A 21,859-nucleotide genomic window follows, 5' to 3' on the forward strand; every position below is an offset into this window, starting at 1 on the left:
CGTCATCTGGTGTCAAATCGGTCCAAGGGACCGCTAACATCCGCTGCTTTGGAGGCTTGCATTTTTCTTCAAACCTGTTTCGATGCTTCGACGTTATTGGCGTGGCTGGAAAAACGGGCGTTTTGGCGGGCATCCCTGTCTGTCGCAGCACCCTGCCCCCGGCCGTGATCAAGATTGACGTTTTTGGCATTGCCAGAAAAGACAGACTATAAAAAAAGGCACCTCAAAAAACCAACGGTGTCCAACAAGGAGTAAGCTATGAACATGAAAACCCTGTTACTGGGAGCCGCGGCTTCGGTAGCGATTGCCCCCGCCGCATTCGGCGCCGCCCACGAGGGCGAGCGTGGACGCGACGGCGAGGTGAAAGTTATCTACTGGCAAGCGCCCTCGATCATGACCCCCTATCTGTCGGGCGGCACAAAAGACCTCGAGGCGGCGAGCCTCGTGCTGGAGCCGATGGGCCGCTATGACGAAACCGGCGCGTTGGTCCCCTATCTGGCGACCGAGATTCCCACCGTTGAAAACGGCGGCGTGGCCGAAGACCTGAAATCCATCACCTGGAAGCTGAAAGAGGGCCTGGTTTGGTCCGACGGCACGCCGGTGACCTCGGCGGACCTGAAATTCACCGCTGAATACTGTATGCACCCCGAAGGCGGTTGCGCGCAGGCGTCGAAGTTCGATGGTGTTGAAAGCATCGATATTGTGGATGATCTGACGGTTACCGTTCATTTCACCGACGCCAAGCCAAACCCTTATGGCCCGTTCATGGGCGCGCAATCACCGATCATTCAGGCCGCGCAGTTCAAGGACTGCCTGGGCGCGAAAGCCCCCGAATGTACCGAAGCCAACTTTAACCCCATCGGCACCGGCCCGTTCCGCGTGACAGATTTCCGTCCCAATGACGTGATCCAGATGGAAGCCAACCCCAACTACCGTGACCCCAGCAAACCTGCGTTCGCGACACTGACCCTCAAGGGCGGTGGTGATGCGAATGCCGCGGGTCGTGCGGTGATGGAAACCGGCGAATACGACTATGCCTGGAACATGCAGCTGGCCCCCGATGTGCTGGCGAAAATGGCCGAAGGCGGCAAGGGTCAGGCGATCTCTGCATTCGGGACATTGGTCGAACGGATCGAGATGAACCTGACAGACCCATCGCCGGACCTGCCAGAGGGCGAACGCTCCACCGTGGCGCATCCGCACCCCATCCTGTCCGACTTTAAGGTCCGCAAGGCGCTGTCCATGGCGATCGACCGTCCTTTGCTGGTCGAGGTCGGCTATGGCCAGGCGGGTCGCGCGACCTGTAACCTCGTGCCCGCGCCCGAGCTGTATGCCTCCGACAACACCGAATGTCTGACGCAGGATCTGGAAGGCGCGAAAGCCCTGCTGGAAGAAGCCGGCTGGACCGACACCAATGGCGACGGCATCCGCGACAAAGACGGTGAAAAACTGTCCCTGCTGTACCAGACCTCGACCAACGCTGTCCGTCAGGATTTCCAGGCGCTGATCAAAGACTGGTGGAACCAGATCGGTGTCGAAGTCGAACTGCGCAACCTTGATGCGTCGGTCTTCTTTGGGGGTGACCCCGGTTCGCCCGATACCTTCCAGAAGTTCTATGCCGACGTTGAAATGTACGCGAACAACTTTGACGGCACCGATCCGCAGGCTTACCTGTCTGCCTATCGCTGTGGCAACGAGCCCAAGCCTTCCAGCCAGTGGCAGGGTGAAAACATCAACCGTTTCTGCAACGAAGAATATGACGCGTTGCTGGACGAACTGTCGCGCACGGGCGAGTTGGACAAGCGTGGCGAGATCGCCAAGCAGCTGAACAACATCATCACACGTGACACGATGACCATCGTTCCGCTGGTCGACCGTGGTCGGGTTTCCGCTGCGTCCAACACTCTGGGCGGCGTGATCCTGAACACATGGGATTCCGAACTGTGGAATGCCGCCGACTGGTACCGCGTGAAAGAATAATCACGCCCAAGCTCAGAGGAGCACGCAGCGCGCGTGCTCCTCATGACTTGATGCCTGTGTGAATGTGTGCGAAATCGCGCCTCCCTTCGATTTTGACATGCTTCCCCTCCCCTAGACCGACTTGCAAAGGCGCTGTGCATGCTGACCTTCACCATTCGTCGACTACTTTTGTCGATACCAACGCTTTTGTTTATCAGCCTGGTAATCTTCCTGCTGTTGCAACTGGCCCCCGGCGATCCGATGGCCCAGGTGCCGCTGACAGTCCCACCAGAGGTAAAACAGAAAATGCGCGAGGCGCTTGGCCTCGGGCAGCCGATCTATGTGCAATACTATAAATGGCTGATCCAGTTCTTCTGGGTTGAACCGCAGGTCTTCATCGACTGGGCCACCCGCGACAGCTTCCTGCTGGGCTGGCTGCCCGACACCAGCCTGTCGACCTTTATTGACCCCGACACAGGTGCTGTGCGCCCCGTACAGCGTGCGATCAGCTGGCAGACCCGCAGCCCGATCATGGATATCGTGATCCAGCGGATGCCGCAGACGCTTTGGGTGGTTGGGCTTAGCTATATCGTGGGCATCCTGATCGCGATACCGATTGGCATCTATTCGGCCTACCGTCACTATTCACTATTCGATCAAGCGGGCACCTTTGTCACCATGATCGGCTTTTCGATCCCGCCCTTCTTCACCGGGCCGCTGCTGATCGTGATTTTCTCGGTCTCGCTGGGGTGGTTGCCGTCGATCTATGACACGACCCATGTCGTGACCGACTGGGAGAGTTTCAAAATCCAGTTCATGCAGATGATCATGCCCGTGATGGTGCTGGCGCTGCAAACCACCGCACAGATCAGCCGCTATATGCGCGGCGCGATGCTGGACAACCTGAACCAGGACTATGTGCGCACCGCCCGCGCCAAGGGGCTGCGCGAGAAATCGGTCGTTCTGGTCCATGTGCTGCGCAACTCGATGATCCCAGTGGTCACGGTGATTGCCCTTGGCATGCCCGCGATCTTTGGCGGCGCGATCATTACCGAGAATGTGTTCAAAGTGAATGGGATCGGGCAGCTGCTGCTGACCGCGCTTTTTGCCAACGACCTGCCGATGGTGATGACGCTGACCTTTATCTTCGCCATCCTCATCGTTCTATTCAACCTGATTGCCGATGTTCTATACGGCCTGCTTGACCCAAGGATCCGCTATGACTGAGCAAGCCACCCCCGCAAGCCCGATCGAGGCCGACATCGAACTCTATGGCGCGCTGGTCGATAAAGAGCCGCAAAAGCCGCCGCGCAGCCAGTGGATCGACGTCTGGCAGCAGTTCCGCAAGCACAAGGGCGCTGTCTTTGGCGGAGGCTTCTTGCTGTTCATCACCCTCGCGGTGTTGTTCGGCCCCTACCTTTGGGATGTCGACCCCAAGGCGTTGGATATCCGCAACAAGAACTGGCGCCCCGTGTATCAACTGCTGTTCGACAGCGAGGCCAAGGCCGGTTGGGCGCATCCCTTTGGCACCGACCAGCTGGGCCGTGATATCATGGCACAGATGATCGCCGGCGGGCGGGTGTCTATGGCGGTGGGCTGGCTGGCCATGGGACTGGCGCTGGTCATCGGATCGGCCATCGGCGTCATCTCGGGCTATTTCAAACGGCTCGATTTCTGGCTGATGCGCTTTACCGATCTGGTTCTGTCGCTGCCGATCCTGCCGCTGACGCTGCTGGCGGTGACCCTGTTCCGGCAGCCGCTCAACGCACGGTTTGGCCCCGAAGGCGGGATGTTCATCCTAATCGTCGGCATCATCGGTCTGACCTCGTGGATGCAGACCGCGCGGATCGTGCGCGGTGACATTCTGGCGCTGAAAGAGCGCGAGTTCATCCTCGCCGCGCGGTCCATCGGGACGCGGTCGGGCAAGATCATCCGCAAGCACCTGCTGCCCAACGTCATCTCTCCGATCATGGTCTCGGCCACGCTGGGACTGGCGACCGCGATCATCACCGAAAGCGCGCTGAGCTTTCTGGGCGTCGGCTTCCCGTCGGACTATCCGACATGGGGCAAGCTCTTGTCCGATGCCGTGTCACGGATGCAGGAATTCCCCGAGCGGGTGATCCTGCCCGGCGTCGCGATCTCGCTGACCGTGCTGAGCGTGAACTATCTTGGCGACGGGCTACGTGACGCGCTGGACCCGCGGCTGCGCGGACGGTGATCCGGATCGGACCGTCGCCTTTTGGGGCTTCTGTCGGGTTTGAGTATTTGAAAAAGGGTGAAGGGGGGCTGCGGCCTCCCTTTGTCGTGGGGGCGCAAAAGGCTTGAACTTGGGCGGTTTACGCGTCAGGGAACTGGCGTGCTGTCGTCAAGGGGATCACGGGGATGTTTGAACAATTCGGTTTTGAGACCACCACACCGCAACAGGCGGCTGTCTGGTTCGCGCTGGCGGTTGGGGTGATTTTTGGCATACTCGGGCAGATTACCAAATTCTGTTTTCGCCGCTCTCTGATTGGCGAGGACCGGCGCGCCGCCAAAGGGGTCTGGCTGACAGCGCTGGCCTTTGCCGTCCTGGGGACGCAGGTCGCGGTCGCCATGGGCTGGATCAGCTTTGCCGAACACCGCTTTATGGTGCCGGATGTGCCCTATCTCGCGATTGGCATCGGCGGCCTGCTTTTTGGCGCGGGGATGGTGTTGACGCGGGGCTGTATCTCTCGGCTGACCATTCTGGCGGGCTCCGGCAATTTGCGCGCGGCGTTGGTCGTGGTTGTCTTTGCCGTTGTGGCCCATGCCACGTTGAAAGGCGTGCTGGCCCCGATGCGCGTGGCGCTTGGCGGTGTGACCCTTGGGCTTGGCGATTACGTCAGCCTTGCCGCCCTGCCCGGGGGGGTGATGCTATGGGGCGGGCTGATCGTGGTGGCGGCCCTTGCCGTGGCGCTGCGATCGGGCAATCGCTGGACCCATCTGGTGATGGCGGCAATGATTGGCCTGCTGGTCCCGCTGGCCTGGGTCGGGACGGGGTTTATCCTGTTTGACGCATTCGACCCGATCGCGATGGAAAGCCTGTCGTTCACCTCTCCTTCGGCCGATGCGCTGTTCTGGGTGGTGGCCAGCAGTTCGATCCCCGCGGGCTTTGGCGTCGGGCTTTTGGGGGGCGTGGCTCTGGGGGCCTGCGCGTCGAGCCTGATCTTTGGCGGCTTTGGCTGGCAAAGCTTCGAGACACCCGCCCAGACGGGCCGCTATCTGACCGGAGCGGCTTTGATGGGTGTGGGCGGTGTACTGGCGGGTGGCTGCACGCTGGGGGCCGGATTGTCCGGCGTGCCCACGCTGTCCCTTGCCGCTATCCTTGCGATTGTGATGATCGGTGTCGGCGTGCTGGCGATGCATGCCTTCCTGCGCGCAACACCAGCGGGCAGCTGACCCTATTTGATCTTGTGGCGCAGGCGGCGCAACAGCCCCCAGACCAGCACCACCACCACCGGGACGGCCCCTGCCGAGAGCGTGCCCTTACTGACCCCGATACGGTCGGCCAGCGGGTAGAGCATATAGCCCACCAGTGACACCGCGTAATAGCTGATCGCGACCACGGACAGCCCTTCGACCGTGTGTTGTAGGCGCAGTTGCAGGTCAGAGCGTTTGTCCATGCTGGCCAATATCGCCTGATTTTGCGCGGATCGTTCCACATCGACCCGTGTCCGCAACAATTCGGCCGCGCGGCTGGCGCGGGCGGACATTTTATTGAGCCGTGTTTCCGAGGATGTGACCGTACGCATCGCAGGCTCGTAGCGGCGCATCATGAATTCATCAAACCCTTGCCGCGCCATGAACCGCGTTTCGCGCAAAGCCCCGATCCGCTGTGCGACGATAGCTTGATACGCCTCTGTCGCGCCCAGACGGTAAGACGCATCGGCCGAAAGCGCCTCTAGCCCGACAGAGATATCCAGCAGCCGGTGCAGCGTGTCTTCGGCCATGGCAGAGGTGCCTGCCATACCCGCCATCAGATCGTTCAGCTCTGCATCGATACGGTCCAACTGCCCCGCGAATTCGCGCACCTTGGCAAAACCGAGCATCGACATGGATTTATAGGTCTCTATCTCGCACAGACGTTGCACGATGCGGCCCAAGCGGCGGCTGCCCGTGCCTTCGCTGGCAAAGATTGCCATGCGCATGTGGCCCGCGGGGTCGATACGGAAATCGCTGGCGATGACGGCAGCATCTTCAAGCACCGATGCCACGGCGAGGCTTTCGGGGACGAACCAGTCTTGCAACGCCTCGGCGATCTGCGCGTCCTGTGGCGGACGGGGCACCAGCCGCAGCAGAATAGAGGTGATCCGCTGCGCGTTCAGGCCCGCGCGCCAATCCTGCGGGAAGACATCAAACTCTGCCGGATCAAAGGGGCGCTGGCCGAGCTGATCCAGAAACACGGTATAGGTCACGAATTCGGTATGCTGCTCCCACTTCAGCGTGTATTTCCCCATCGGGCCGAAATAATGGGTCGCGTCCGCGGCGGGCAGCGGCGCACCATAATGGGCCAAGAGATCACGAAGCTGTTGCAGATCGACAGACCGGTCCCGCCGCGCGGCCTCCCCCAAGGGGCGCACGGCCAGATAGGCCGCAACATGGGGTGCGGTGAGCGAGGGGAACGGGCGGGCGTGCAGCTCGCTATTGAGCGTATAGCGCAGGGGGTGATCGTCGAGGGCGGGCACGATGCGGGCTTTCTACAAGGGGTCAATCAAAGCAGTCTATCGTGACCACCGCCATTCGCCTAGATATATTTCACATATCTTTCATAGGGTTAACCGTATACCGCGGAATACCGGACCGGTTTCAGAACCGATTGACCGGTATCTTGAGGTAAGCGTGACCGTCGTCTTCCGCCTCCGGCAAGCGCCCCGCCCTAAGGTTCATCTGCAAGACATGCAGCATCCGGTCGGGCAGCGCGAGGGTTTTGTCCCGCGCCTCGCGTTGGTCGACGAAGCTTTGCTGCGACACGCCACCGCCGATATGGGCGTTGTGCCGGCGTTGTTCGGCCACGGTGGATTCCCACATGGGTTGGCTGCGATACTCGGTGCCATAGTCATGGCCGATGAACAGACGCGTGGCATCCGGCAGGGCAAGGATATCTTGCAGGGACTGGTAGAGTTCAGCCGCGGTGCCACCCGGAAAATCGGCGCGCGCTGTGCCCACGTCAGTCTGCATAAAGCTGTCATGCACAAAGGCCGCGTCAGAGCCTACAACATAGGTGATCGACCCCAACGTGTGCCCCGGCGACAGCATCACCCGCACGGACAGCTCGCCGATGGTGAATGTATCGCCATCCTCGAACAAATGGTCGAAATCGGCGGCGGGGTCAAAGGCGTCGGGCATGTTGTAATAGTCACGCCAGAGCTCTGCGATCTCTGTCACCTTGGCCCCGATGGCATTGGGCTTGTTTAGCCGTTGCTTCAATACGTGCGAGGCCATGAGATGGTCCGCATGGGGGTGGGTGTCGAGGATCCATTCGATCTCGTAGCCCGCGGCTTCCGCGTGGCGCAGGATGGTATCGACATGCTGCGTGTCAGTCGCCGCACTTTGTGGGCTGAAGCCCAGAACCACGTCGATCACCGCCGCCTTGGAGGTCGCCGGATCCGCCACCAGATATTGGATGCTGCCGGTATCGTCATCGTAAAAACCGGTCACTTCAGGGGAACCGGGGCCGGTCGAGGGGCTGGTGCGTGAAAACTTCACATTCAAATCCTCCTATATGACAATTCAACACGTGCCACCGGCTTGAGTTCCACTGCCTTCGCCCCAAAAGCAAAAGGGGCGGCGCATTGCTGCACCGCCCCTTGGTTTGTCGCCTGTCGCGTGATCAGTCGATCAGCGGCAGCAGCTTGTCGAGGCTCGCCTTGGCGTCGCCGTAAAGCATCCGCGTGTTGTCCTTGAAGAACAGCGGATTCTCGATGCCGGAATAGCCTGTCCCCTGCCCGCGTTTGGACACGATGACGTTCTTGGCCTTCCAGCATTCCAGAACCGGCATACCGGCGATGGGGCTGTTGGGGTCGTCCTGTGCGGCAGGGTTCACGATGTCATTGGACCCGATCACGATCGCCACGTCGGTCGACGGGAAATCATCGTTGATCTCGTCCATTTCCATCACGATGTCATAGGGCACTTTGGCCTCGGCCAGCAGCACATTCATGTGACCCGGCAGACGCCCCGCAACGGGGTGAATGGCGAAACGCACGTTCTTGCCTTTTGCCCGCAGCTTCTTGACCAGCTCGCTTACCGCTTGCTGCGCCTGAGCGACCGCCATCCCGTAACCGGGGATGATGATGACGCTGTCGGCCTCGTTCAACATGGTGGCGACACCGTCAGTGTCGATTGCAACCTGTTCGCCTTCGACCTCCATCTGCGGACCGGATGTCCCGCCGAAGCCGCCGAGGATCACGCTGACGAACGACCGGTTCATCGCTTTACACATGATGTAGGACAGGATCGCACCGGACGAGCCGACCAGCGCCCCCACGACGATCAGAAGATCGTTGCCAAGGCTGAAACCAATCGCCGCCGCAGCCCAGCCAGAGTAGCTGTTCAGCATCGACACAACCACGGGCATATCCGCGCCGCCGATACCCATGATCAGGTGGTAGCCGATGAACAGCGCCGCCAGGGTCATGATGAACAGCGGCAGGAAACCACCAGTGTTGAAGTACCAGACCAGACACAGCAGCGACAAGCCAGCAGCCGACGCGTTCAGGATGTGACCGCCGGGCAGTTTTGTCGCCGACGTATCCACGCGCCCCGCCAGCTTGCCATAAGCGATGACCGACCCAGTAAAGGTGATGGCACCGATGAACACACCAAGGAACAGTTCGACCCGCAGGATCGCGATCTCGACGCTGTCTTTCTTGGCCAGCAGCGCTGCGAACCCTTCGGTCGCCTTGCGGGCGGTGTCATCCATCGCCAGCACGTTGCCCAGTTCGATATGCGCGTTATAGCCGACAAAGACCGCCGCCAGACCCACAAGGCTGTGCATCGCGGCAACCAGTTCGGGCATCTGCGTCATCTGCACTTTTGTCGCCAGTTGATAGCCGATGGCACCGCCACCCGCGATCAGGATCAGCGACAGCAGCCAGAAGCCGGCCCCCGGCCCGATCAATGTCGCAGCCACGGCCAAAGCCATGCCCACGATCCCGTACCATACCGCGCGCTTGGCGCTTTCCTGACCCGACAGCCCGCCAAGGCTGAGGATGAAGAGGATGGCGGCGACTACGTAAGCCGCTGTTGTAAAACCAAAATCCATTTACCTGAACCCTTTACGATTTTTGGAACATGGCAAGCATGCGCCGTGTCACGAGGAAGCCACCAAAGATGTTGATCCCGCACATAAAGACCGACAGCGCGGCCAGAATAATCACCAGGAACGACCCGGACCCGATCTGCATGACCGCCCCCAGAATGATGATCGACGAAATCGCATTGGTCACAGCCATCAGCGGTGTGTGAAGGCTGTGTGCCACACCCCAGATCACCTGGAAGCCGATAAACACGGACAGCACGAATACGATAAAGTGCTGCATAAAGCTGGCCGGCGCGACCAGACCCACCGCCAACAGCAGCACGCCACCGATGGCCAGCAGGCCGACCTGATTGCGGGTTTGTGCCTTGAACGCGGCCACTTCGTTGGCGCGTTTCTCTTCCGCTGTCAGCTCTTTCGGCTTGTCTTTCTTCGGAGCCGCCGCAATCGCTGCCACTTTCGGTGGCGGCGGCGGGAAGGTGACTTCCTTGTCATGGGTGATGGTCGCCCCGCGGATCACGTCGTCTTCCATGTTGTGGTTGATCACACCGTCTTTTGCGGGCGTCAGATCGGTCAACAAATGCCGGATGTTGGTGGAATACAGCGTCGAGGCTTGCGTTGCCATCCGGCTTGGGAAATCAGTATAGCCGATGATGGTCACGCCATTCTCGGTCACGATTTTCTCGTCCATCTTGGTCAGCTTGCAGTTGCCGCCCTTTTCCGCCGCCAGATCGACGATCACCGAACCGGGCTTCATCGCGGCGACCATATCTTCGGTCCACAGCTCAGGCGCTTCGCGGTTGGGGATCAGGGCGGTGGTGATGACGATATCAACCTCGGGGGCCAGCTCGCGGAACTTGGCCAGCTGCGCCTCGCGGAATTCAGGCGAGGAAACAGAGGCATAGCCACCGGAGGCGGAGCCGTCCTGCTGCTCTTCCTCGAAATCGAGGTAGACAAACTCGGCCCCCATCGATTCAACCTGTTCAGCCACTTCGGGGCGCACGTCAAAGGCCAGCGTGATCGCGCCAAGGGATGTGGACGTCCCGATCGCGGCCAGACCGGCAACACCGGCACCGACAACCAGAACCTTCGCCGGAGGCACCTTGCCCGCCGCCGTGATCTGACCGGTAAAGAAGCGGCCAAAGTTGTTGCCTGCCTCGATCACCGCACGGTAGCCCGCGATGTTCGCCATGGACGACAGCGCATCCATTTTCTGCGCGCGGCTGATCCGGGGGATCATCTCCATCGCGACGACAGTAGTGCCTTTCTCGGCCGCCTCTTTCATCTTGGCCTCATCGGCCACAGGGCTGAAGAAAGAGATCAGCGTCTGGTCGGACCGCAGCATTGCCATTTCTTCGGTGTTGGGGACGCGGACCTTGGCCACGACATCCGCCGTCTCCCAAAGCTCGGCCGCCGTGTCGATCACCTCTACCCCGGCTTCGACATATTTATCGTTGGAAAAACCAGCCGCCTCGCCTGCGCCAGCTTCGATCATACAGCTATGACCAAGCTTTTGCAGCTGCAGCGCTGATTCCGGGGTCATCGCAACGCGATTTTCCCCTTCAAATGTTTCTTTTGGCGTCCCGATCTTCAATCCAGAGTCCCCCGTTTGTGCTTCTGCGCCCAGTGTGGCGCAATAATATTACCCAGAGCGATAGCGCTTGGGTTCCTATAGTACAAGAGACGGACATAATTAGAACAGCGTTTTGCAGCGTCAATAGCGCTAACAGCCCGATTTTTAGGTTTACGACGTTGCGTGAAAACCCGCGCGCCCTTGCGCCTGCCCCCTGCTGCCGACAGCATGCCCCCCATGATGATCCATTTCATAAGGGAGAGCAGAATGGACCTACAGGGAAAACACGCGCTGATCACGGGCGGCGGCACCGGCATCGGGCTGGACATCGCGCGGGATCTGGCCGCACGGGGCGCACATGTGACCATCACTGGCCGCCGCCAAGAGGTGCTGGACGAGGTCGCAGGCGACAATATGACCGGCATGGCAATGGACGTGCGCAGCGAGGAAGACGTGGTCGCCAAGATCGCCGCCGCCGTCAAAGCCCACGGTCCGATCCAGATCTGCATCCCCAACGCCGGCATCGCCGAGGGCAAGGCCGTGCATAAAACCGACATGGAATTCTGGCGCAATATGATGTCGACCAATCTCGACGGTGCTTTTCTGACCATCCGCGAATCGCTCAAAACCATGCGCGATACCGACTGGGGCCGCGTCATCGCGATCTCTTCCATGGCGGGCCTGAAGGGTCTGCCCGGGGCTGCGGCCTATTCGGCGTCGAAACACGGGATGATCGGTTTGGTCAAATCGCTGGCGGCGGATTATCTGGGGCAACCCTATACGTTCAACGCGATCTGCCCCGGCTATGTCGACACGCCCATCGTGTCGCGCAATACGGCGTCGATCTCGGAACGTGCTGGTATCTCGGAAGAAAAAGCGCGCGCGATCATGGTCAACTCCAACCCGCACAAGCGTCTGATCGAGGTGTCCGAGGTCACAGCCGCGGCCGCATGGCTCACCGGTCCGGGGTCGCAAAGCATCAACGGTCAATGCATCCAGGTCACCGGCGGCGAGATGTAATCGCCCACCGGTCATGATTTGTTAACTTTGGGGCGGCTAAGGTCGCCCCATGCACAAGATCACATACCCGATAGCCCCGTCCCCAAGCGCCGTCGCTTTCCAAAGCTGCCGCAAACGGTGCCCCCAGCACGCGGGCAAACCACGCGCAGCGCAGCCAAGATCTGCCGCGCCGCCGGATTTCCTCTGGCAGAAGATCGACACGCTGACCGCCCGCTATCTTGCAAGGCCAGGCCCACTGCATTTGCCGCGCATCACGCTGTCGGGGTAACCTGTCAGGCGGATTTCAACATTCGCTGATGCTTGCTGTCCGCCCAGGCCTGCGCCGCCGCACCAAAGCGTTCAAACAGGGGACGCGACACCGGATCATTGCCCGCGTCCCATTCTGGGTGCCACTGCACGGCAAGGGTAAACCCCGGCGCATCCTTGATATATATCGCCTCTGGCGTGCCGTCTTCGGCAAAACCATCGATCACCACACGCGGGCCCGCCGCCTTGATCCCCTGCCCGTGCAAGGTATTCGTCCGCACCTTCGGGGCCCCTAAGACCTCGTGGAAGACGCCCCCTTGGGTAAAGGTCACGTCGTGGCGCAGCTCGAACTTCTGCTCCATCGTGCCATCGGGGGGCATGCGGTGGTTCATACGGCCGGGTAGCTCACGGATTTCGGGGTAAAGCGTGCCACCCATGGCGACATTCACCTCTTGGAACCCCCGGCAGACACCAAAGAACGGCTGCCCGCGTTCAACGCAGGCGCGCACCAGCCCCAGGGCGATAGCGTCGCGCGCACGGTCAAAGGTGCCATGCGCCTCGGTCGCGGGTTCGCCGTATTCCTCGGGGTGCACATTGGGCCGCCCGCCGGTCAGCAAAAAGCCGTCGCAGGTCTCCAACAGCTCTTCCACCGACACAAGCGACGGGTCGCTCGGGATGATCAGGGGCAAACAGCCAGACACCTGCGCCACCGCGATGGTGTTCATCGTGCCGGCGGCGTGGATCGGATATTGATCGTTCAACAGGCTGGTGTTTCCGACAATACCAACAACAGGACGCGCCATATTCAGCCTCAGAGTTTGATTTCGCTCAAAGCCTACCGCGTCCTCAATCCGACCTCAACACCCCAAAGCGGGCGTTATTCCTCGCCTTTCAGCCCTGCCGCTTCGATCCCTGCCAGCGCTGCTTTGACATCGTTGTCCGAAGTATCCCCCGTCACGCCCAGCGCGCCAATCACCACGCCGGCCTCATCGCGAAGCAGCAACCCGCCGGGCACAGGCACCACCGCCCCGCCGTACACACCGTTCACTGCTGCCATAAAGTAGGCCTGCTGTTCGGCCCGCGCCATCTGCGCGCGCCCTGCCATCCCCAGCATCACCGCGCCATAGGCTTTGCCGTGGGCGATTCCGAAACGCCCCGGTGCGGCACCGTCTTCCCGCTCGAAGGCTTGCACGTGGCCGCCCGCATCAAGCACCACTGCCGACAAGGGCTTCAGCCCCAGTTCGTGCCCCTTCTTGAACGTCTCGGCGATCATCGTCCGCGCCTGCTCTAATGTGACTGCCATGCTATCCTCATTGTTACTTCATTTTGCCAACTAAACTCCGGGGAGCGCGAGGGGCTGGCCCCTCGCCCTTTCCGAAACTTCAAACTCAGCCCTGCGCGGCTTTCAGCTCCAACCGGCGGGCATGCAGGACAGGTTCGGTATAGCCCGAAGGCTGCACGCGCCCTTTCAGCACCAGATCGCTGGCCGCTTGAAAAGCGATGCCGTCAAAACCCGGTGCCATAGGCTGGTACAGTGGATCGCCCGCATTCTGCCGGTCCACGACAGCGGCCATCTTCTTGAGAGCCGCCGTCACCTGCTCTTCCGAGATCACCCCGTGGTGCAGCCAGTTCGCCAGCGCCTGAGCCGAGATGCGGCAGGTCGCGCGGTCTTCCATCAGGCCGACGTCATGGATGTCTGGCACCTTCGAGCACCCAACACCCTGATCGACCCATCGCACAACATAGCCAAGGATGCCTTGGGCGTTGTTCTCAACTTCCTGCGCGATATCCGCGTCCGACAGGTTCCGCCCGTCCAGTACCGGAATGGTCAGCAAATCGGCCAGCGTGCCACGGGCCCCACCCTGTTTGATCTCGTCCTGACGCGCCAGCACGTCGATTTTGTGGTAGTGCATCGCGTGCAGTGTGGCGGCTGTGGGCGATGGCACCCAAGCGCAGTTCGCACCCGCCTTGGGGTGACCGATCTTGGCCTCCAGCATTGCCTCCATCATATCGGGCATGGCCCACATGCCCTTGCCGATCTGGGCACGTCCCTGCAGGCCGCAGGCCAGACCGATATCAACGTTGCGATCCTCATAGGCGCTGATCCAGGGGGCGCTTTTCATCTCGCCCTTGGGCACCATCGGCCCTGCCTCCATAGAGGTGTGGATCTCGTCGCCGGTACGATCAAGGAAGCCGGTGTTGATAAAGGCCACGCGCGATTTGGCCGCGCGGATACACTCCGCGAGGTTGACCGAGGTGCGGCGCTCTTCATCCATGATGCCCAGCTTGACCGTGTTGGCAGGCAGACCCAGCACGGTTTCCACGCGGGTAAATATCTCATCGGCAAAGGCCACTTCCTCGGGCCCGTGCATCTTGGGCTTTACCACATAGACCGATCCCGCGACCGAGTTGCGCATGCCCCCGGTCTTTTGCAGATCGTGCATCGCGATCAGCGTGGTGACCATGGCATCCATCAGCCCTTCGCCAATCTCGCGCCCGTCACGGTCCAGAATGGCGGGGTTGGTCATCAGGTGGCCGACATTGCGCACCAGCATCAGCGACCGCCCCTTGACCGTCAGCGCGCTGCCGTCTGGCGCGGTATAGTCGCGATCCCCGTGCATCTCGCGCGTGACCTGCTGGCCGCCCTTCTCGAAGGTTTCCGACAGATCGCCTTGCATCAGCCCCAACCAATTCCCATAGGCCACGACCTTGTCCTCGGCGTCCACGGCGGCAACGCTGTCTTCACAATCCATGATCGTGGACATCGCGGATTCCAGCAGCACATCCGCCACGCCTGCCGGATCGGTCTTGCCAATGTTATGTGCGGCGTCGATCCGGATTTCGATGTGCAGCCCGTTGTTGCGCAGCAAGATCGCCTCGGGCGCGGCTGCGTCCCCACGGTAGCCGACAAACTGCTCCGGATCTTTCAACGCAGGTGTCAGCGCGCCGTCAACCACGGCATACCCCGTTACGTCCACGTGACTGCCAGAGCCAAGCGGGGCTGCGTCATCCAGAAACGCCTTGGCCTGCGCCACGACCCGTGCACCACGGTCCGCATCGTATCCCTTGCCCTGCGGCAGATCACCCAAAGCGTCGGTGCCGTAATAGGCGTCATACAGGCTGCCCCAACGCGCATTGGCGGCGTTCAGGGCAAAGCGGGCGTTGGTGATCGGCACCACCAGCTGCGGGCCGGGCACCCGTGCGATTTCAGGGTCGACGCCTTTTGTGTCAATCTCGAACGCGGGGCCTTCGGGCACCAGATACCCGATCTCGCGTAGAAAGCTTGTGTAGGCGTCCGCATCATGAGGCTGGCCGGCCCGTTCTTTGTGCCAGCTGTCGATCTTGGCCTGCATGTCTGCGCGGGTCTGCAACAGCGCGCGGTTCTTGGGGCCAAGGTCATGTACCAGATCGCTGAGCCCCGCCCAGAACGTTCCCGCATCGATGCCGGTGCCGGGCAGTGCTGCACCCTCGATAAACTCAACCAGTTCGGCGGCAACCTGAAGGCCGTTTTTGTCGGTACGCTGTATCATCTCATAGCTCCTGTCGCTCGCGTGGAATTTGCTTTGCGACAAGACTTAGAAGGTATCCCCCCGTGGAGCAACATGTATTGGTAAAAACATCTTACCAATGCAGCCCCTACTGAGCGCTAGCGGCCCCCCGCGCCCTACGGCATCGGTCAGAGCAGTATTTCACCGTCTCCCAATCGCGCGCCCACTTGCGCCGCCAGCTAAAGGGCAACCCGCAGCTTTGGCATATCTTGCTCGGAAGATCTGATTTCTTGCGCATCTTCGCCATTGCGCCTTACCCCCCGGATAATCCCTATCATCATAAAAAACGGCAGGCCTTGTCGCCAAGGCCTGCCGTCCAAATCATTAAATCTTCAATCGTTAAAAGCGCTTATAAAACTCAGTTGCTTTCGTTTGTCCCCGGTGCGACGGGATCAACAGGCGCTGCGTTGGTATCGTCCGCCTGTGTTGCGCCGCTGGTGTCTTCCTCGGTCACCGCGGGGACGGTGCTGTCAGTGGTAATGGCCTGCGTGCCTTCTTCGGCAGCGGGTTGACGGTCTTCGCGACCGTTGTCGATCAGGATGAAGCCAAGAATGGCCGTAATCACGATGCCGAAAATCATCGCCCCTTTGACGCCAAGCAGCGCGGGTTTGTGCTGTTTCTCTTGTTTGTCGATATTTGTGTCGGGTGCAGACATGATGCCCTCCGATGGGTTCGGTGAAAGTTGATCTTCTCGGGTGGCGACCTTGCAGGTGCCGTGTTGCAAGACTAACTTGAGCGCTGGACATCTGGTTCCAAACAGAAGGAAAAAACATGCGCGACGCTGCCCCCCAGACGATATATCTGGCCGACTACACGCCTTATGGCTTTATCATCGACGATGTCGCGCTGCATTTCGATCTGGACCCGCGCAAGACCCGCGTCAAAAGCCGTATCTCCTTTCGCCCCAACCCCGATGCAAGCGACAAGACGTTCTTTCTGCACGGGGAGAACCTGTCGCTTGTCTCGGCCATGATTGATGGCACGCCCGTCTCGCCCGAGGTGACGGTCGAGGGGCTCACCTGCGATGTGCCAAACGCGCCCTTCGTCTGGGAAGCGGAGGTAGAGATCGACCCGATGGGCAATACCGCGCTTGAGGGGCTTTATATGTCGAACGGCATGTATTGCACCCAATGCGAGGCGGAAGGCTTTCGCAAGATCACCTATTACCCCGACCGCCCCGATGTGATGGCGGTGTTCACCGTGACCATCAACGGACCACATCCGGTATTGCTGTCCAACGGCAACCCCGTCAGCAGCGGCAAGGATACCGCCGAATGGCATGATCCCTGGCCCAAGCCTGCCTACCTGTTTGCTCTGGTCGCGGGCGATCTGGTCGCACACCCCGGCAGCTTCACCACGAAATCAGGCCGCGACGTTGACCTGAACCTCTATGTGCGCCCCGGTGACGAAGGCAAATGCGCCTTTGGTATGCAGGCGCTGAAAGACAGTATGAAATGGGACGAGGACGTTTATGGTCGTGAATACGATCTTGATCTGTTCAACATCGTTGCCGTGGATGACTTCAACATGGGCGCGATGGAGAATAAGGGGTTGAACATCTTCAACTCCTCCGCCGTTCTCGCGTCGCCCGAAACCTCGACCGATATGAACTTTGAACGGATCGAGGCGATTATCGCGCATGAGTATTTCCACAACTGGACCGGCAACCGCATCACCTGCCGTGACTGGTTTCAGCTGTGCCTGAAGGAAGGGCTGACGGTCTATCGCGACAGCCAGTTCACCTCTGACATGCGCTCTGCCGCGGTGAAGCGGATCGGTGACGTGATCGACCTGCGCGCCCGCCAGTTCCCCGAGGATCAAGGCCCGCTGGCCCACCCCGTGCGCCCCGAGAGCTTTCAGGAAATCAACAACTTCTACACCGCCACGGTCTATGAAAAAGGGGCCGAGGTGATTGGCATGCTCAAGCTGCTGGTCGGGGACGAGGCGTATTCAAAAGCGCTTGACCTCTATTTCGATCGCCACGACGGGCAGGCTTGTACCATCGAAGACTGGCTACAGGTGTTCGAGGATACCACAGGCCGCGATCTGGGGCAGTTCAAGCGCTGGTATTCCCAAGCGGGCACGCCGCAGCTGTCGGTCACCGAAAGCTGGGACCACGGCACATTGACGTTGCATTTCAAGCAACACACCCCCGCCAGCGCGGCCACCGCCGACCCGCAGCCCTATGTGCTGCCGATCGCTGTCGGGCTGATCGGTCAGGACGGGGACGAGGTGCACGAGACCACGGTGCTGGAAATGACGCAGGCCGAACAAAGCTTTGTTTTTGACGATCTGGGGACGCGCCCTGTGGCATCCGTGCTGCGCGGCTTTTCGGCACCGGTGGTGCTGACCCAAGACCTGTCGGACGCAGATCGCGCGCATCTGCTGGCCCATGACAGCGATCCGTTCAACCGTTGGGAACAGGGGCGCATGCTGGCCTATGGGTCGCTGCTTGGGATGATCCGCGAGGGCAAGGCCCCGAACAAGGATTGGCTGGCCGGTATCCGCGCGGTAATCGGGGATGAAACCCTTGATCCGGCGTATCGCGCGCTGATGCTGGGGCTGCCGTCGCAATCCGATCTGGCGCGCGCGCTGTCAGAGGCAGGCGACACGCCCGACCCCGACATCATCTATGCCGCGACCGAGGCGACCCGCGCTGCGATGGCCGACGCCTTTGCCGATCTGTTGCCGACGCTTTATCGCCGTCACACCGTCGACGCTCCGTTCGAGCCAAACGCGAAACAGGCGGGCAAGCGCGCCTTGTCCAATGCCGCCCTGTCCCTGCTGACGCGCAATGACGACGGCGTGCTCGCGCAAGAGCAATATGACGCGGCCGACAATATGACCCAGCAGCTTTCCGCGCTGGCCAATCTGGTCCGCGCCGGTCGCGGCAACAAGGCTGTCGAGGCCTTCGAGGCGCAGTGGAAAGCGGACCGTCTGGTGATGGACAAATGGTTCGGCCTGCAGGTGATGGAAGCCGACCCCGAAGACGCCCACGAGGTGGTCGAGACGCTGACCAAACACCCTGACTTCAACTGGAAGAACCCCAACCGCTTCCGCGCTGTGCTGGGGGCTTTTGCTGCGCATCACGCGGGCTTCCACCATGCTTCGGGGGCGGGCTATCGGCTGCTTGCCGATTGGCTGATCCAGCTTGATCCGGTGAACCCGCAGACCACTGCGCGGATGTGTTCGGCCTTCCAGACATGGAAACGCTATGACACTGACCGTCAGGACATGATCAAGGCAGAGCTGGACCGCATCCTGTCGCAGCCCGGCCTGTCGCGTGACACGACCGAAATGCTGACACGTATCCGCGGTGCATGATGCCGCCGAAGGTGTCCCGCCGCGGGGCACCTTCCACCACCGGCGTGCGGGTCGCAGCCTTTGGACCGCTTTGGTGGTCGCGGCTGTCTGGCTGGCGCTGGTCACGGCCTATGTCGTGATTGACGCGTCCCCTGTGATACTGGCGATCGTCGCCCTCTTCACCCTGCCCGCGCTATGGGATCTTGCGACGAACCCCATCGCCAGCCTGAGCCTCTCCCCGCAGGCGCTGGTCTGGCAGCGGGGCAAGGATAAGGTCACGATCCCGCTCGACACAATCGACCACATCCGCCTTGATACGCGGCTGGACCTCTCTGTACGCGCGACGGTGGTGCTGCGGTCGGGGCAGCGGTTGCGTATTCCCCCCGATACCATGCCCCCGCACCGCCCGTTCGATCACGCGCTTCACGCCGCTGGCGTCCCCACGCAGCGGCACCACTTTAGCCTGCGCGGCTAGGCCGGCCACGGGCGGCGCGTTCAGGATAGCGTTCAGGGGCGCGGCTTGGGGCGCGTGGCATCCAGTGGTTTGCAATAGGCTTGCTGCTTCAGCCAGCGCGACATGTCCCGACGTTTCGCAGGGCTGCGCAACGGGCCCCAGTCTGCCGCGACACCACGCCCGCCGCGGCCATAGATCACCCCGTCACGGGGCACGGTGACCGCCATGATCCGCACAGCACAGCTCAGGTTCGCGGCCCCGTTCTGCAACCCCGCGCCCGTGCCGACGTTGCAGCCATAGCCGCGCGCGGTGGCAGGCAGGATCTGCAGCAGCCCGTACCACAGACCGCCGCCCCCGACCGCGCGGGCCTTATACGTACTCTCATGTTTCGCCAGCGCCGACATGAACCCGACCCAGAACGCCCTGCGGTCCGCGTCCGAGGCGGTGGGATAGGCCGGGCACCAGTCGTCGATGTCGGCGGGCACCATATCAACCAGAGGCTTGCCGTGGGACTTGAGCGCGGACAGCGCCGTGCGCGTCCAGACCGCATGCCCGCGACGGTGCTGCCACCTTGTGCGCGGGATCACCCCGTTGCGCGCAGGCGGCGAGACCTCGTAAAGATTGATCGGCGCGGCGGTCGCAAGGTCGGGGCCCGCTGTGCCACCCTCTCCGGGCACTGCAGGCGCGGGTTCAATCGGCGCGGCGGCGGTTGGCGGCGTAGTGTCAGGATCAGGGACCGCGCTGCGGGCCACAGGGCGCAGGACATTCACCGTCTCGGCCGCCAGCGGCAGTGCCACGCCACCGGACAGAAGCGCGACCACCACCGGCGCGAGAATCACCCGCCCCAGACCACCGCGCCGCATGTCGCTGCGGCGTGCTGTTATCTTTGCTGACATTCCTACTCCCCCAGTTGTATTCGCGCACAACATAGCGTGTTCCGCGCCATCGTCGCCGGTCTTTGAACAATCAGGCATTATTCAGCCTTAAAGCCGCGTTCAGACGCTTGGCAAATCCCAGACTAACCATCGCGATGCCATCTTGGTGCCTAATTATCCCGCCATTTTCAGTGGCAGAAGACGGGTTCATATAGGACTGGACAAACGATGCGGCACCTCAAGAATTTATTCAAACGCAAAAGCGTTCCGACGCTGCTGTTGGATTCTGACGATCTTGGCCAAACGCCGCGCAAGCAAGAGCCCCGCCCGCAGCCTCAGAAAACCGCGCAAACCGCCGTACCGCGCCCGGATGCTGTGCCGCCTTCGCCTCATGAAATGCTCAGCATCGACTGCCCTGATCCCACCGCCGAGGACCGTCTTTGCGATGAAAACCACCAGTTGGGCCAAGGCTTGGTGCGGCAGGAGAACTGGGCGGCGCTGTCAAAGGTGATCCGCGCGGCAGACGCTGATAGCACGCTCACCCCCGGGTCCATGCCTGTGGCCGAGCTGATCGCTTATGGTGCCCGCGCCGATGTGGTGATGGCGACAGAGCACGCGATCGAGGACGTGGACAGCGGCTTTGCCAAAGCCTTGCTGAGCGGGATCGAGGATTTCGAACATGTGCTGGACGAGCACCAAGACGATTACGTCGTCGCCTGCGTCGTGGCACAGGCGCATATCGACATCGGCTGGGCGTGGCGCGGCAAAGGCGGAAGCAACGTGCTACCGCAACGCAACCGCGACGCCTGCATCGCCCACTTCGAGCGCGCCGGAGAGATCATCGCTCCCTTCATTGCCCAGCATCCCACCAGCGCGCTTGTCGCGGCCACCTGCTGCGCCCATGCGAGCGGGCCGTTCAACCACCAAGGCGGGTTGCGCGAAAGCTATGAAAAGCTGATCATGCTCAACCCGCTGAACCCGCGGCCCATGCGCGCCTTGGGCAACCACCTGCTGCCGCGCCATCACGGCGGCTATTCAGAGCTTGAGCTTGAAGCCCGACGCACCGCCGCGCGGGTACAGAATGTCTGGGGGGCCGGTGGCTATACCTGGGTGATGTTTGACGCGATCTGCTCTGATGATACGGCCTGCGCCAATCTGGACGTTGACTATTTCATCGACGGCTTGCGCGACATCCTTGCGCATCACTCCACCGCCTATTTCGCGAACCTGCTGGCGGCCTATTGTGCCAATATGACCAGCTTTGGCGGCGGCGGAAACGAACGCGCCGACAGCATTCGCGCCCGCATCGGTGCCTGCACCGAATGGATCATCCGTGCACATCTGACAGAATTGCACCCGATGATCTGGGCCCATGCCGCCCACGGCTTTGACAACAACCTGCGCATTCGGTCGCCGCATAAATTCGCCGCGTCCGGCCGCGAGGATGCAATGCAGGTGATGACCAGCCTGTTCCGGTCCGAGCTCGCCTCGGGGCAGCGGATCGTGTTCACCAGCAAGGGGCCACAGGCCACGCCTGCCTAAGATCGCCTTTGGGCCGCACCTCTTGGCCGGTCCGTGCACGCATTGGCGCGGCCTGCCTCTTGC

Annotated in this window: 19 protein-coding genes; 9 read left to right on the plus strand and 10 right to left on the minus strand. The window is 61.3% G+C overall.

Annotated elements, in window-relative coordinates; all coding sequences use genetic code 11:
* The first annotated feature begins 258 nt into the window (after positions 1-258).
* The 4 genes from AB1495_RS00595 to AB1495_RS00610 all read left to right on the plus strand — a co-directional run bounded on the left by AB1495_RS00595 (position 259) and on the right by AB1495_RS00610 (position 5,376).
* A complete protein-coding gene (locus tag AB1495_RS00595) occupies positions 259-1,980 on the plus strand; it encodes a peptide ABC transporter substrate-binding protein (protein ID WP_005854055.1) in 1,722 nt (573 codons plus the stop codon).
* 138 nt (positions 1,981-2,118) lie between these two features.
* Entirely contained in the window at positions 2,119-3,186 is a 1,068-nt protein-coding gene (locus AB1495_RS00600) for an ABC transporter permease (RefSeq protein WP_005854056.1), read from the plus strand.
* On the plus strand, positions 3,179-4,177 hold the full coding sequence (locus tag AB1495_RS00605; protein WP_005854057.1) for an ABC transporter permease: 999 nt from the start codon (positions 3,179-3,181) through the stop codon (positions 4,175-4,177). The genes AB1495_RS00600 and AB1495_RS00605 overlap by 8 nt, the downstream gene beginning before the upstream one ends.
* Positions 4,178-4,341: 164 nt before the next feature.
* Complete coding sequence (locus tag AB1495_RS00610) at positions 4,342-5,376, plus strand: YeeE/YedE family protein (RefSeq protein WP_074634453.1); 1,035 nt, start codon at positions 4,342-4,344, stop codon at positions 5,374-5,376.
* Positions 5,377-5,378: 2 nt separating this feature from the next.
* On the opposite strand, the gene AB1495_RS00615 is transcribed toward AB1495_RS00610, so the two are convergent.
* The 4 genes from AB1495_RS00615 to AB1495_RS00630 all read right to left on the minus strand — a co-directional run bounded on the left by AB1495_RS00615 (position 5,379) and on the right by AB1495_RS00630 (position 10,829).
* Entirely contained in the window at positions 5,379-6,662 is a 1,284-nt protein-coding gene (locus AB1495_RS00615; RefSeq protein ID WP_074634454.1) for a DUF3422 family protein, read from the minus strand.
* A 121-nt stretch (positions 6,663-6,783) separates the two neighbouring features.
* A complete protein-coding gene (locus tag AB1495_RS00620) occupies positions 6,784-7,683 on the minus strand; it encodes an MBL fold metallo-hydrolase (RefSeq protein WP_074634456.1) in 900 nt (299 codons plus the stop codon).
* A 124-nt stretch (positions 7,684-7,807) separates the two neighbouring features.
* Positions 7,808-9,241 (minus strand): NAD(P)(+) transhydrogenase (Re/Si-specific) subunit beta, encoded by a 1,434-nt coding sequence (locus tag AB1495_RS00625; RefSeq protein WP_074634458.1) that lies wholly within the window; start codon positions 9,239-9,241, stop codon positions 7,808-7,810.
* A gap of 13 nt (positions 9,242-9,254) precedes the next feature.
* Positions 9,255-10,829 (minus strand): Re/Si-specific NAD(P)(+) transhydrogenase subunit alpha, encoded by a 1,575-nt coding sequence (locus tag AB1495_RS00630; protein WP_074634459.1) that lies wholly within the window; start codon positions 10,827-10,829, stop codon positions 9,255-9,257.
* Between the two features lie 246 nt (positions 10,830-11,075).
* On the opposite strand from AB1495_RS00630, the gene AB1495_RS00635 reads away from it, so the two are divergent.
* Together AB1495_RS00635 and AB1495_RS00640 are read left to right on the plus strand one after the other, a co-directional pair.
* A complete protein-coding gene (locus AB1495_RS00635; RefSeq protein ID WP_005854063.1) occupies positions 11,076-11,828 on the plus strand; it encodes an SDR family NAD(P)-dependent oxidoreductase in 753 nt (250 codons plus the stop codon).
* A gap of 49 nt (positions 11,829-11,877) precedes the next feature.
* Positions 11,878-12,096: a hypothetical protein gene (locus AB1495_RS00640; protein WP_074634461.1), complete on the plus strand. Its 219-nt coding sequence runs from the start codon at positions 11,878-11,880 to the stop codon at positions 12,094-12,096.
* Between the two features lie 4 nt (positions 12,097-12,100).
* On the opposite strand, the gene AB1495_RS00645 is transcribed toward AB1495_RS00640, so the two are convergent.
* The 5 genes from AB1495_RS00645 to AB1495_RS00665 all read right to left on the minus strand — a co-directional run bounded on the left by AB1495_RS00645 (position 12,101) and on the right by AB1495_RS00665 (position 16,277).
* Positions 12,101-12,877: a gamma-glutamyl-gamma-aminobutyrate hydrolase family protein gene (locus AB1495_RS00645; protein ID WP_005854066.1), complete on the minus strand. Its 777-nt coding sequence runs from the start codon at positions 12,875-12,877 to the stop codon at positions 12,101-12,103.
* Positions 12,878-12,951: 74 nt separating this feature from the next.
* Positions 12,952-13,377 (minus strand): heme-binding protein, encoded by a 426-nt coding sequence (locus AB1495_RS00650; RefSeq protein WP_074634462.1) that lies wholly within the window; start codon positions 13,375-13,377, stop codon positions 12,952-12,954.
* Positions 13,378-13,462: 85 nt separating this feature from the next.
* A complete protein-coding gene (locus AB1495_RS00655) occupies positions 13,463-15,604 on the minus strand; it encodes a malate synthase G (RefSeq protein ID WP_074634464.1) in 2,142 nt (713 codons plus the stop codon).
* Positions 15,605-15,710: 106 nt separating this feature from the next.
* Positions 15,711-15,869 (minus strand): DUF2256 domain-containing protein, encoded by a 159-nt coding sequence (locus AB1495_RS00660; protein WP_074634466.1) that lies wholly within the window; start codon positions 15,867-15,869, stop codon positions 15,711-15,713.
* A gap of 111 nt (positions 15,870-15,980) precedes the next feature.
* Positions 15,981-16,277, minus strand: coding sequence for a hypothetical protein (locus tag AB1495_RS00665; RefSeq protein ID WP_005854072.1), 297 nt, complete (start codon positions 16,275-16,277; stop codon positions 15,981-15,983).
* A 116-nt stretch (positions 16,278-16,393) separates the two neighbouring features.
* Between AB1495_RS00665 and pepN the strand changes: the two genes are divergently transcribed.
* Together pepN and AB1495_RS00675 are read left to right on the plus strand one after the other, a co-directional pair.
* Complete coding sequence (gene pepN / locus AB1495_RS00670) at positions 16,394-18,946, plus strand: aminopeptidase N (RefSeq protein ID WP_074634467.1); 2,553 nt, start codon at positions 16,394-16,396, stop codon at positions 18,944-18,946.
* Positions 18,939-19,400 (plus strand): hypothetical protein, encoded by a 462-nt coding sequence (locus tag AB1495_RS00675; RefSeq protein WP_074634469.1) that lies wholly within the window; start codon positions 18,939-18,941, stop codon positions 19,398-19,400. Before pepN ends, AB1495_RS00675 begins: the two co-directional genes overlap by 8 nt.
* A 32-nt stretch (positions 19,401-19,432) precedes the next feature.
* Here AB1495_RS00675 and AB1495_RS00680 read toward each other — a convergent pair whose 3' ends face one another.
* Positions 19,433-20,275: a transglycosylase SLT domain-containing protein gene (locus AB1495_RS00680; protein ID WP_074634470.1), complete on the minus strand. Its 843-nt coding sequence runs from the start codon at positions 20,273-20,275 to the stop codon at positions 19,433-19,435.
* 207 nt (positions 20,276-20,482) lie between these two features.
* On the opposite strand from AB1495_RS00680, the gene AB1495_RS00685 reads away from it, so the two are divergent.
* Entirely contained in the window at positions 20,483-21,796 is a 1,314-nt protein-coding gene (locus tag AB1495_RS00685; RefSeq protein WP_074634472.1) for a hypothetical protein, read from the plus strand.
* The last annotated feature ends 63 nt before the right edge of the window (positions 21,797-21,859 follow it).

Origin of the sequence: Sulfitobacter pontiacus (assembly GCF_040790665.1) — a bacterium.
Taxonomy (GTDB): domain Bacteria; phylum Pseudomonadota; class Alphaproteobacteria; order Rhodobacterales; family Rhodobacteraceae; genus Sulfitobacter; species Sulfitobacter pontiacus.

Bases quoted from the DNA above. Each gene is read 5' to 3' on its own strand.
- AB1495_RS00665 (WP_005854072.1), bottom strand. From the start codon at position 16,277: ATGTCTGCACCCGACACAAATATCGACAAACAAGAGAAACAGCACAAA.
- AB1495_RS00605 (WP_005854057.1), top strand. From the start codon at position 3,179: ATGACTGAGCAAGCCACCCCCGCAAGCCCGATCGAGGCCGACATCGAA.
- AB1495_RS00650 (WP_074634462.1), bottom strand. From the start codon at position 13,377: ATGGCAGTCACATTAGAGCAGGCGCGGACGATGATCGCCGAGACGTTC.
- AB1495_RS00680 (WP_074634470.1), bottom strand. From the start codon at position 20,275: ATGTCAGCAAAGATAACAGCACGCCGCAGCGACATGCGGCGCGGTGGT.
- AB1495_RS00660 (WP_074634466.1), bottom strand. From the start codon at position 15,869: ATGGCGAAGATGCGCAAGAAATCAGATCTTCCGAGCAAGATATGCCAA.
- AB1495_RS00635 (WP_005854063.1), top strand. From the start codon at position 11,076: ATGGACCTACAGGGAAAACACGCGCTGATCACGGGCGGCGGCACCGGC.
- AB1495_RS00600 (WP_005854056.1), top strand. From the start codon at position 2,119: ATGCTGACCTTCACCATTCGTCGACTACTTTTGTCGATACCAACGCTT.
- AB1495_RS00610 (WP_074634453.1), top strand. From the start codon at position 4,342: ATGTTTGAACAATTCGGTTTTGAGACCACCACACCGCAACAGGCGGCT.
- AB1495_RS00625 (WP_074634458.1), bottom strand. From the start codon at position 9,241: ATGGATTTTGGTTTTACAACAGCGGCTTACGTAGTCGCCGCCATCCTC.
- AB1495_RS00685 (WP_074634472.1), top strand. From the start codon at position 20,483: ATGCGGCACCTCAAGAATTTATTCAAACGCAAAAGCGTTCCGACGCTG.
- AB1495_RS00655 (WP_074634464.1), bottom strand. From the start codon at position 15,604: ATGATACAGCGTACCGACAAAAACGGCCTTCAGGTTGCCGCCGAACTG.
- AB1495_RS00640 (WP_074634461.1), top strand. From the start codon at position 11,878: ATGCACAAGATCACATACCCGATAGCCCCGTCCCCAAGCGCCGTCGCT.
- AB1495_RS00595 (WP_005854055.1), top strand. From the start codon at position 259: ATGAACATGAAAACCCTGTTACTGGGAGCCGCGGCTTCGGTAGCGATT.
- AB1495_RS00645 (WP_005854066.1), bottom strand. From the start codon at position 12,877: ATGGCGCGTCCTGTTGTTGGTATTGTCGGAAACACCAGCCTGTTGAAC.
- pepN (WP_074634467.1), top strand. From the start codon at position 16,394: ATGCGCGACGCTGCCCCCCAGACGATATATCTGGCCGACTACACGCCT.